Source organism: Flavobacteriaceae bacterium, assembly GCA_014075215.1.
In the GTDB taxonomy this organism is placed as follows: domain Bacteria; phylum Bacteroidota; class Bacteroidia; order Flavobacteriales; family Flavobacteriaceae; genus Polaribacter.
In genome coordinates, this window is record CP046177.1 from 2220287 (window position 1) to 2233396 (window position 13110).

Here is a 13110-nt window from a genome sequence, read left to right on the forward strand (position 1 = left end):
CCCCCATGAGAGACCCCATATTATACCGTGACGGTACTTCCCAAAGTCAGCGATTGCCCAAAGCTATCAGTGCCAGCTATGTTGCTGTAGACGAACGTACTCTGGAAGATGTGTTTGCATTCGTACAAGACTACTCCAAAGGGCTCCGTTTTTATGATCTTGACAATACTCCCGGCGGAGACTGGTCTTCCTTTTTCGATCAGGATCCTAATGATATCATTGAATTCTTAAAAGACCCTACCGCCTTTTCCGACGATGCCGTTAAAGAAGCCAAATTATCACAACCGCATCTCGTGTTGTTATTAACCTTTTTGCAACTTCTGGAACACGAAAAAAAACAGGCCAATGACCTGACCAAAAGACATTTGGACTTTTATTATCACGAAGCTCTGAAAATGGTCAAAAAAGCGGCCATACCCGATCAGGTAAATGTGACCATTCAACTGAATGAGAGTACCGGAACTTATGAACTAAAAGCCGGAACTCTTTTTGATGCCGGTACCGATAGTGAGGGCAATCCTTTGGTATACACTTCGGAAGCCGATACACTCATCAATCAGGCTACTATCGGGCAGATCAAAAATCTTTACAATGATAAAGAGGTCATTACCATTCGGGACGAACGCCTTCGCGAAGGAGACATCCTGGAATTGGTACAAATGGCAGCAGGCGATCCCAATCCGGGCGACCCCCTTCCTCCCTATCCGCCGGGAGTTACCAGTTTGCAGGATTTATCAGATAAATGCTCAGGTAATCCAACAGATGAAGTTAGAGACAAACAAATTGAAAATGCCATTGTTTCTCTGATGCGGGAAGCCATCTTCAACAGTCAGGAATACCAGCTCAACGATGCCTTTAAAGAGGAGATGCGTAAAGCCATCACAAACAACAGTGGAAACTTAAAAGTTTCCGCAGGCTCAGCAGACTCAACAGAGATCATCCGGAAGGTTCTTAACAACGTCACCGAAGAAGATTTTGGAAGCATCATGCTGGAAGTGCTGTATCCTGATACTGAAAAGAAAGATTTGCCGGAAATAGATCTCTTGGAACTGGGAAGAGATCTGTTATTTATCATGGAACAAAACCTGATGGTACTTTCCGATATCGTCTGCGACACATTGGTGGAAGTATTGCGTATTGATTTGGATACTGAGACCAGAAATCAATTAAAAAAAGCCATTGAAACGGCAGTAAGTAATAGCAATTCCATATTAGACCATTTGGATGAAGAAAATTCGGAAAGAGAGATATTGAATCGAATCCTCAGCGAAGCCGTAGCCAAAGCCGATACCAAAAGCAATGAAAAAGGAACTTTTAAGTTTGTAGCCGAAGCACTTCACACTGCTGACGGCAGTACATCTTTAGAAGGCTATCAACAAGCTGCCGAAAACGTATTGGGGCAAGTGAATAAAAGAAGTTTGAATGAATCCGTCCGTAAAAGCATCAACCAACAATTGGCTTCCGAACAGTCGAAACGAGTAAACAACGTATTAATAGATAATAGCGAAATACAAACTGCGGTTAAAAACGGAAATGGTGATTCCAATACCATAGCATCTTATTTGTTCCGACATACTGAAGATATCCTAACAACAGCTACGACCGAATTTTTGGGAACGGGTACTCCTGAAAGTCCTGCACAAAACCAACAACTGATCGCTCTATACATACAGTTGGAAATGGAGCAAACCACTCTCAAAACATTGGGTAGAAAAGGGATTGCAAGCGCAACAAAAACCGCTTTAGACGGCATGCTGTCCGAACAAGCGATTGACAATGTTGCGGAAGACATTCAACTGGGGGTGATAGAAGAGCAATTGACAAAGACATTTTCTTCGGATCTTTTACCGGAATCCGGACAAAATGATTCTAAGGAATTGGAAGAAGTTAAAGCAACCACAAAAAAAATCATAGACGATGCCCTGGCAAAAGTAACCAGCCAAACACTGGATCCAGCAGATGAAAGTGAACTTATCATAGCCATTTTAAACGCTGTGGGTCTTGCCAAAGATGAAGTATTGGTTTCCGTCGCAACCATAAATGATACCACAATTGTCTCGGGTATAGATCCTCAAGTTAATGGTATTGTTATTGTAGATATCGGAGCTAAAAAAAGAACGGATGAATTTTTAGTAGAAACCATTAACGTATCCAAAGCAAATACCAATTCTGCTACAAGTGATTATGTAGAAAAGCAGTTGTACATGAATTGTAATACCCTGAAAGAAGTACTCGGCAATAAATCAACTTCCGATGATGAGGCCTGGGACAAAACCTATATCATTCTGGAAGAGGCACACCGGGAAAAAGTGATCGTAAAGGGAGAAAATGTGTTAAAACAAAAAAGAGAAGAAGGTGATCAAGTCACTTCGGGTCGTGGTTTTCAAGACATCAGTGAATACTGTTGGGGAAAACCCAACGAAGGAGACCCGCTACCCGCTTTTCCGGAAGGGGCCAATAGTTTGGATGATGTGTACGCACAATGGAAAGGCACTGACGAAGCGGCAAAAAAGGGGGCGAGTGATTATATTCGAAATGAGCTCTACCTGATTGAAGACCACTTTTCCACTATCATGACCACCAAAGACAATGCGAGAGCCACCGAAAGCGAATGGAAACTGGTTTATGAGTATATGGAAAAAGCCCGGATCAATCTCCGGCAAATTGATATTCCGGAACCTCAAAAAGACCTTTACGGGAATTTTTATGCAACCCCCGATGCCACAAAAACCGCTTTTCGAAAAGAATACGAAGACGAGAACAGCAACCTGCGCTGGAAAACCTTTGGCAGCAATCAACTTGACGAAAAGAACGGTACCGTTACATTTGCCAATATGGGGTTTGCGGTCAGTTCTTCGGTACTGGCCATGGAAAAAGGAAAACGAATCATTCGCTGGTCTTTAGGCTTTACTCCCGGAAGTTATGACGAGAGTGACACAGAGACCCTCTTTAACCATCCCGACATCATTTCCGATCCGGACTCGTTCCCCTTCTGTTTTTACATTACCACTGCCAAAGAATGGATTCCGCTTACCCTGGAAAGAGTGAATTACGGTGCCTGTATTACCTACGATCCCGAAAAAAGATACCTGGAAGATACTTCTACCGAAAAGGTACCAAAGGGAATCAGACTCACTGCAGGAAATGAAGTACAGAAAAACGGGGGCGATCCCTTTACTTCCGGTGATATAGGTGGTTATCTGGTTTGGGGAAAAGACGGGAGCATCTGCCAAATTGATACGATTATAAATAGCAATAAAGTAAAAGTAACACCTTTAACAAATACTGTATCTGCCGACCAACGTCCGGAAGACGATTTTGTAAAAAAGTACGGCGCAGACGATCTCTACCTTCAAGGATGGAAATTTGAATTGAGTGTTGATGAAAAAGACGATCCTATTGCCATGTTAGAAACAGGAACAGACGTATCACAATGGCCAGTTCTTCGAATGACATTACGCAACATCCTGCAAAAAGCAGACATTGCGGGCTTCCCGGATTACTACGTGAATTGCTACAACCAGGTAGAAAATTTAAAGCTCGAAAAAACCAGAGTGAGTGTTGAGGTAGAAGCCATTACCGAATATGCCCTGAGCAATGATACCACCGTTCTGAAGTCAGACAGTCCCTTTGAACCCTTCGGAACCAATCCGGAGCGAGGGTCTGCCTGTTACTTTGCGCATCCGGAAACCGTCTACAAAAAATTAGACACCCTGACCCTGGATGTTGAATGGATGGGAGCCCCTGACAATTTTAAAGAATACTATGAGAACTACTGGAAACTACAAGGCTTAAAAGTACAGGATACACCAACATCGGACGAAGAACCGGCAGACAAAGAATTCCCATACACCAACAATATCGGATATACCGCACAACTCAAATACAGAGACAGGAGCATTGAGATTCCTTTAGAGCATTTTGAATATACCGAAACCTTTTTGACAGGCAATCCCGGTAGAGAAGCACCTTTTCTTTTAAACGGTATCCCTGTTGAATCAGTCACCCCGGCCGATTTCAGTGTAAAAGCAGAAGACGGAAGTTCCCTGCCTGTGGCAGGCTACGAGCCTAAGGTATTGCATCAGTACATCACCATCAGTACAGAAGGCAGAAGTATCGGAGATACCTTTGTGGTATGTTATACAGATAAAACCGGAGAAAAATTAACCGTTCATAAAATAGGGAGCAGGGTTACCTTTTATTTAAAGGAGGGAACTGACGAAAGCAACTTAAAGGGTCTTTGCGGACATGTCAAATGGGGAGCTGAGGTAAGTGACTGTAGTCCGAATTGCCCTGAATCAGGAGAAGGTAAAGGTGTTACACTTATAGACGACCGCGGAAAATATAGTGCCGGTGTCATCAAGATCAATACCCAAACACAACCTGAAGGGAGCAAGATCGAAGTGACCTATCCCGTATCAGGTGATCCCTACCTTTTTTCGGCTCCCGATGCCACTCGGAATCACCGTCTTACCCTACGTAATATCAGCGGGATCATGGCTGCCGGCAATGGGGCTTATCAATACGTTAGAGAAAAGGGTTGGACGGTGACCGACAACCCTCAACAATGGGTACGATTTTGGGAGTTCACGCTGAACGCTCCTGATTTTTACCATACCGATTACAGCAGGTTACTTTCTAAACAGCAGTTATTAGCGGATGAAAATTCCAACAAGGAGTTGCTTTTGAACCCTCCTTACACTCCCAAGATCAAAAAAATGACAATGACCTACACGGCACTGGCAACAATTGCTACGGAAAAGTACACTGTTGGAGAAGATGATGATTTGCTGTTTTATGTACATCCTTTTGGTTTTGCTGAGATTGTGCCCTCGGAAGAAACCGATACACAGGGAGATGTTTGGTATGCCCTGTTTCCGGAATATCCGAATCAGGGAGAACTGTATCTGGGATTGGAAAATCTGGTGCCTCCCAACAACCTTTCCGTTTTGTTTCAACTTGCAGAGGGAAGCGCAAACCCGGATCTTGCACCGCCCGAGGTGATGTGGAGTTACCTGAGCCGGAACAACTGGATTCCATTCAAAGGAGACCAAATCCCTGCCGATACCACCAACGGTCTGATCAATACCGGGATCATTATATTTGATATGCCCGAAGAAGCCACAAATAATAACACCCTCTTATCCGCAGGATACCATTGGATTAAGGCAGAAGTAAATCAGAACAGTGCCGCTACATGCGATACCATAGGGATAGACACACAGGCCGTTCATTTGGTACTGACCAATCCTGCGGAAGTACCCGACGATCATTTCAGCACGCCTCTACCCGCGGGTAGTATTTCCAAAACCTTCGAAAACTTAGACGAGATCAAAGAGGTCAGTCAGCCTTATACCTCCGGTAAAGGAGCTCCGGAAGAAGAAGATACCGCGTTTTACATTCGCACCGGAGAACGTATCCGGCACAAAAACAGATTATGGGCACTTTGGGATTACGAACGCATCGTCCTTGAACAATTTCCTGATGTGTACAAAGCCAAATGCCTTTATATTAATGACAAAACCAATCCCGACAGTCAACCGGGCAGAGTGGACGTACTGGTGATCCCGGACATCAGAGGGAAATTGCCTTTCAATCCTTTTGAACCCAAAGTACCCTCCGGCAGGCTGTTGGAAATTCAACAGTATCTGGACGGATATCGGTCACAAGCGGTGGATATGATAGTGCGGAATGCCAACTTTATTCCCGTTAAACTGCGCTTTTCGGTACGTTTTCGCACAGGATATAATCCGGGAGTATATCAGGTTAAAGTTAACGAAGATCTGAAACAATACCTGTCGCCCTGGGCTTATGACGAAGGGGCTGAGATCAGTTTTGACAGTAAAATATATGCCAATTCCATCATTAACTTTTTAGAAGGCAGACCCTATATAGATTATATAACACGCATAAAAATGTTTGAGGGGTCTTATAATGATCAGGGCGAACTTAAATACACAGACGTCACAGTTTTACAAAACGGAGAAAATGTTGCGGTAGCCCTGATGCCGGATGAGGTACTGATGTCGGCTACCGAACACGAGATAGACATCATTGCCACCGATGAGTATGACGATGCCCGTTACCAGGGGATTAACTACATGAAAATAGAACTGGACTTTAGGGTACAAGCGAAAACGTAGATAATTATGAATGTAGAATTACGAATTGTGAATTATGAATTGCCAATTGTGAATGACAAATGTAGAATGACAAATGTAGAATGACAAATGTAGAATGACAAATGTAGAATGACAAATGTAGAATGATGAATTATTATTAAGACCTAATCTGGACAAGCCAGAAGACGAATTCGAAAACGAAAACATTCTGCAACAAAAGAAATATTCTGCCAAAAAATACACGAATATTATTGATAATACACTAAAATATAAAAATATGAGTACTGATATTAACCAAAAAGAACGACCCGAACTAAAATCTTACTTTATTGCCTTTTCCATTCCCACACAAGAGAATTTTGAATACCTCATTGATGCCATGATCATTCAGGGAGAGGACCCGATTGCTGTTGTGGATGATACGCCATTGATGATCAAAAGTTCGGGAGCAAGCGCAACTCGCAATGAATTTCTTCATCTTTTCAAAACCGATTTTAATCAAGGCACTCCTTGGATATTGGGAGAAAACATTGCTCACGAAGCCTTTGAAATTGGAACCACAGGAAAAACCCATTTTTATATAGGTAGAACGGATAGCAAAGTAGGGATCAATATCAATACCGCTGACTCAAATGCTACTGTAAAAGTACCTAGAGGTCAACTGGATGTATACTATGATGATTCAGGAGGTACCTCCGTAAATCCACTGATCATAGCAGGAGACACCAATAATTACCTTTCGGTAGGGGCACTAAGTCAAAATGCGAAAGTAGTCGTGGGAGGACATGGTATGAAACCTAATGATGCAACTGCATTTTTTAACGACAAAGCAAAACTACATGTCACACTAGATACCGGAAATAACAAAGATGCTGATGTTGCTCCTTTGATCGTTGAAGATGATAATGGAGATGCGTACCTATCCATTTGTAGCAAAAACAATAATAGGCATGTAGGGATTGGTCTGGCAGTAAGCGAAACCATTGACGAACGCTTAACGGTAAATGGCAATATCAAAGCAGTAACAGGCAGTAAGATTTTATGTTTAAAAAATTCCGGAGATGACAATGCACTTGTTTCAGAGGGTACTTTATCAAACCTGCTAAAAATAATTTCCGATGGTGAACTTGGCTTTTGGGCAAACAGTAAAGGTAATGTGACCGCCAACTCACACCTGTTAATTAATACTTATGGTCAAGTAGGAATTGGTTTTGACACCGTTCCCTCAGGTGCTAAACTGGCGGTTAACGATTCTATTTACGTAGGTACTGGTAGTACCATGACAAGCAATTTTAAACTAGAAGTCATTGGCAATGCCAGAATTAATGGTGATCTTCATACAACAGGCGATGGAGTTTTTAATGGAGGTAACATCAAGGGAGTTAGTGGCACAGGAGGTGCTTTGAATATTTATGGTGCTGATAGCGACAGTAATTATATTACCATCCGCAACGGTAGGTTGGGTGTTATGAACGTTGACTCTCCTTCGGAAGCAATAGAGGTTAACGGAACAGTAAAGGCCAAAGCCTTTCGATACAATACTGGAGTAGATGTCGTTCCTAGAGGAGTCATTGTCATGTGGTCCGGAAAAAATGATAATATTCCTAGCGGGTGGGCACTTTGTGATGGAACTGGTAGTCGTCCAAACCTAATACGTAAATTTATAATGGGAGGACACAAAGCTGAGATAGGAAATGAAGGAGGAGAAGAAAAAGTGAAGCTTAAGGAAGCAGAAATGCCAAAACATAGACATCATGGCTGGGGAGAACGTTATACTGATTGGCAATTTGGGTACACTGGTAGTAGAAACCAAATGGGATCTGGAAAAACAGATTACGACAATTATTTCTACTTCGGCTCATACCAAGGAGGAGATCAACCTCATAACAACCTTCCACCTTATTATGTTTTGGCATACATCATAAAACTATAACACAAAAAAGTGTTCTCTTCTTATAGAAGAAACACAGAATATTGAATCAGACGGATTATGAGACATAGGACAAGATTTCAGATAGACTACCGTCATTTTAATAATCATACCACGCCCAACTATATTTAAGCAATCATGAGCGAACAGACGATTACCATTAGTACCGATGCCCCCGAACAACCGGCAATGGATTACGAGTTGTTACGGGAAGAAGGCATCGCACATCTTCAGTATCTGGCCGGTAAAATATGGACCGATTACAATACCCACGATCCGGGGCTCACCACCTTGGAGCAGCTCTGTTATGCACTCACCGACCTTAGTTACCGAACCGGGTACGACATGAAAGATCTGTTGGCTACCGAGGCACATGATCCCTACCGTTGCCTCTATACTCCGGCACAAATACTCACCACGCTACCCGTTACGGCAGAAGACCTCCGTAAAATTCTGGTAGATATTGAAGGGGTTCAAAATGCCTGGATTGAAGCCCGGACACATCCCGATGATTATTTTTATTATGATAAAAATCACGATGTACTTACCTTTGAACAACTGAACGACAAGGCATTAGAAACCAAAGGTTTTTATGAAGTACTGATTCAACCCGATAAAGAAGCAGATGTATCAGAAGAAGATGTGCGAGTACAAGTAACCGACTGTTTGCAAAAAGATCGCAAACTTTGTGAAGATTTTCGGCAGGTTACTTATCTGGACGCGCAACGGGTTCATATCAAGGCGACCATTGAAATTGGGGAGGTGGCAGACGCAGACCTGCTGATGGCGCAGATCTATCGGACGACTGCTGATTATGTGGCTCCTTATATTCGTTTTTACACACTCAGCCAAATGCTGGACAAAGGCAAACGAATGGATGAAGTGATGGAAGGACCGCTGTTGCAACACGGTTTTATAGATACCGAAGAAATCAGACAACTTACCAAACGAAAAGACCTTCGGATTTCCGATATCATCCACAGGATCATGCAATTGGAAGGTGTGAACATCATTAAAACGATCAGTATTTTTGACCACGATGCCACAGATGAAGACGGAAAGTATGTAGATTGGGTATTGAACTTAGATCCGTACAAAGCTCCTGATTTTTATGCCGAAAAGGCGGAAGTTATATTGATGAGAGGAGACAAAGAAGTGCTGGTTAACGAAGAAAATGTATTACAGTACTACCAGAAAATGAAGTTGGCATATATGTATCCCTTACTACCCGAACAAAGCAAGGACATTGTTTTAGCCTCTAGTAATGATCGACATATTAAAACCTACACTCCCTTCCAAAACGATTTTCCAACCACCTACGGCATCAGCAAAGCCGGTTTGGCTTCTAAAGACCCGCAAAGAATAGCACAGGCAAAACAATTAAAAGCCTATCTCTTGTTTTTTGAACAATTGTTAGCCAATTATTTTTCACAGATTGCACATTTTAAAGATTTAGTCGACTTTTTTAATCCTGAAATCAAAACCTATTTTGCGCAAACCCTTTCTGACCTGCCCGGGTTGGAAGAGATCATCAAAGATCCCAATCACTACGAAAATTGGCTAAAAAGCATTGCCGAAGACACCGATACAGATACAGGTATAGACCGTAAAAATCGTTTTATGGACCACTTAATGGCACGTTTTAGCGAACAGTTTACGGATTATTCCCTCATTATGTATGGAGCCACAGGGAACGCTTTATATGCGGCTCCTGAAAAGCAGATTTTTGACAAACAAGTCTTTTTACAAGAATATCCTCAAAATTCAGCAGAACGATGCAATGCCTTTAACCATACGCTGCCTCCTGCTGGCAATACCGATAATATTTCCGGTCTTGAAAAACGAATCGCCAATCTGTTGGGCATCCGCAACTATCAGAGGAGAAGACTCACCGGGCAGTTGGAAGGTACAACTCCTGATAATACAAGAGTACAAATTGAAGTAATATATGACAACATAACCAACAGGAATATATACCATCTTTTGGAATCGGGACTCTTAGCAGAACATTACAAATGGCTTAATAATAAAATAGAAATCGTTAAAGATGTAAGTATCGAAAGTCGTAACAGCGAATCTCAATTGCAGTTTACCGACCCGAATGTATTAGCAATTACCAAAGCATCTTATGATACGGAGGAAAAGTTTGAAGAAGCTAGACAACAACTCATTGCCCAATGGCAACAATGGAATAGCGATGTAGAAGGTTTTTATATGGTAGAACATGCACTCTTATGTCCGCAAACAGCGCAACAAGGAGGTGTTTTTTTGACGTTTACCTCTGAAATTACTGGCACTGAAAAGTCTAAAGTAGGCTACGGAATTCGATGTACCTCACCGGGACACAATTTGAGTACCGGTGAAAGCATAGAGATCTCTCATGCTTCCGATGCGATCTACAACGGCATTTACGAGGTGTACAACATACAAAAAGACCATTTTGAGATTGCTCATGCAAATACGGATACCCGTTTTGATCATGCGCTTTGGAAACGAACACGAATCTATCGGGAACCCTATACCCTACAGCTTAGTTTTGTTTTCCCCGAATGGCCTGCACGTTTTAGAAACCCAAATTTCAGGGAATTGATACAACAAACCCTTAGGGAAGAAACCCCCGCACATATTCAAGTTTATGTGCATTGGTTCTCTCGTTTTATAGACCTCCCTGATGCCACTTGGTCTATTGAAGATATTGAAGCCTACATGACACAACTGGGAATCCCCTACAATCAAGCAGAAACTCAAGAAGAACTTTTGAATAAAATTCCTGAGGTTACAGTCATGGAACAATGGGAGAATGCCTATTTCCACTGGCTCCATAAAAAAGCCCAACAAACAGGAACCCCTAATCAAAACTGGTTAGAGAAAGATATTCAAGACTTTATGGATATCTATGGTATCAGCTATCAATCTGACGAAAAGAGAACAGTGTTGTGTAAGAAGATTGCCAATCATATTCAAAACATGCAAAAATGGCAGTTATTGTATCAATCCGGAACACCGAATACCGATTGGACAGAAAAAGATTTGAAAACCTATATGGATATTCCGGGGATTCCGTACAGTACCGAAGAAACAAGAAAAACCCTTGTCAAAGCCATTCGCCACTTTGAGCAACACTACCGGAAATGGCAGGTGATCCGACAATACGATACCTCATTAGATGGTACGGCATCAGCAGAGACCTTACAGGCGGGAATGCAGCTTTTGGGTGTACCCTACTCAGAAAAGACTCCCAAAGCCACCCTGCTGAAACAACTCAAATCCGTTCGGGAAAAATCTTCCCAATGGTTATCACAAACCGAATTGCCGAATGACCAATGGACGGATACCCAACTCAAAAAACGGATGAATACCCACGGTATTGGGTATACCGGAAAGGATGGAAAAACAGAACTTCAGCAGAAAATCATGCGTCATGACCGTGCCTGCCGCCTTCAAAAACTATTATTGGGTAGTGCCCCGCCCTGTAAAGAATGGAGCAAAACCGACCTTAAGACCTATATGAACTCCCTGGGTATTTCCTTTGACAATGCTGATACGGCAGAAGATCACCTGCACCAAATAGAGCAGGCCCATACCCGTTTTCAGAAACGATCTTTGCTGGAAGGAAATTCCGGTCAAGAGGTTGCTAGAAATAAGCATTCACTGCTCAAGAGAGAGCTGCAGCAATTTGCAGATGAATTTGGGGTTTTTTACAAAAACAGCGACACCAAAGCACAGTTGGCCCACCGAATTCAAGATTTTGAACGATCCGTTGACAAATGGTTGCAACCGGATACCAACCATGTACAATACCATGCCAATCAACTGATAGCATATCTTAAAATGGGAATCATTCCCCCGCCATACAATTTTGACGAAGCCCACACGGTATGGTTTGGTGAAGAACAGGGAAGCCCGGCGGTTCCTCAATATGCCAATATGGCCGACTTTGATTTGATAGATACCGGAGAACGAACGGCATTGGGAATAAAAGCAGTACAAACCATTGAAATGTGGATCAAACCCGGCGAGATAGGAGACGAACAAGTACTCTATAAAAAAGTTACAGAAAGTAATACCGAAGAAAAAATGGTCTTACAAGCCAACGGAAAACCTAAATACAGTTATGGCAGTTCTGAATTGGAGGGTGAAGAAGAAGTTTCTACCGATTCCTGGACACATATTGCCATAGTTCGGAATGAAAAAAACAATACCTCTTTGTACATCAATGGAGAAGCCATTAAACGTAATGATATAGTTATTACCCCTGAGGAGACAGTAAAATATACCCTAGGTGCCGATGAAACTGCCTCTGAACCCTACAAAGGAAAAATAGCTGAAGTACGGATTTGGCATGAAGCAAAAACCTCTGAGGATTTGAAAACAGGTATGTACAACACACTGACAGGAAGTGAATCCAATTTACAAAGTTACTGGAAACTGAATGAAAGTTTGGGAAATATTGCTTTAGACAGTACCTCTCATGCCAACCACGGTGTGTATGCACACGCGTTATCAGAACCGTTTATCAAGACCAATCTTACGGTCACGCCTTCATCAAGTTCCATTGACTACAATCAACGGGTTACGATCACTATTAACGATACGCAACCGAATGTTAGTTACCAACTCAGAAAAGAAAAGGACAATGCACATGTTGGAGCCCCAGAATTTGGAACAAGTAGAGACCTTACTTTTATTACGGAACGTTTGGAAGTTAGTACGGAATTCAACATACTAGCAAGGTATCATATAGATCATCCGTTAGACGGGATGGGTGCAGAAAGTGCACGAATAGGAAATCCGATTCCTATTAATGTCAATCCTAAAACCGATGTACAAGTCTCACCTCTTAAAATAACCATAGACTACAGTCGTACTGCCTCCGTTAGTCTTACAGGTAGCCAAGACAATGTATCTTATCAACTACATCTGTACGAAGGTGGGTCGGCAGGAACCCCAACAGGAAGTGCTGTAGACGGAGACAGCAGTGGAACAATTACACTGAAATCCTATCTCTTACAAGAGAACGTTCAACTTTGTATCAAAGCAACCAATAAACCAACATAA

General features: G+C 42.3%; 3 protein-coding genes. All 3 read left to right on the forward strand.

Features of this window, described 5'->3' with window-relative positions; translation table 11 throughout:
- Window positions 1–5: 5 nt before the first annotated feature.
- On the forward strand, window positions 6–6143 hold the full coding sequence (locus GKR88_10920) for a hypothetical protein (GenBank protein QMU64749.1): 6138 nt from the start codon (window positions 6–8) through the stop codon (window positions 6141–6143).
- Between the two features lie 256 nt (window positions 6144–6399).
- Window positions 6400–8055 (forward strand): hypothetical protein, encoded by a 1656-nt coding sequence (locus tag GKR88_10925; protein QMU64750.1) that lies wholly within the window; start codon window positions 6400–6402, stop codon window positions 8053–8055.
- A 135-nt stretch (window positions 8056–8190) separates the two neighbouring features.
- A complete protein-coding gene (locus GKR88_10930; GenBank protein QMU64751.1) occupies window positions 8191–13110 on the forward strand; it encodes a hypothetical protein in 4920 nt (1639 codons plus the stop codon).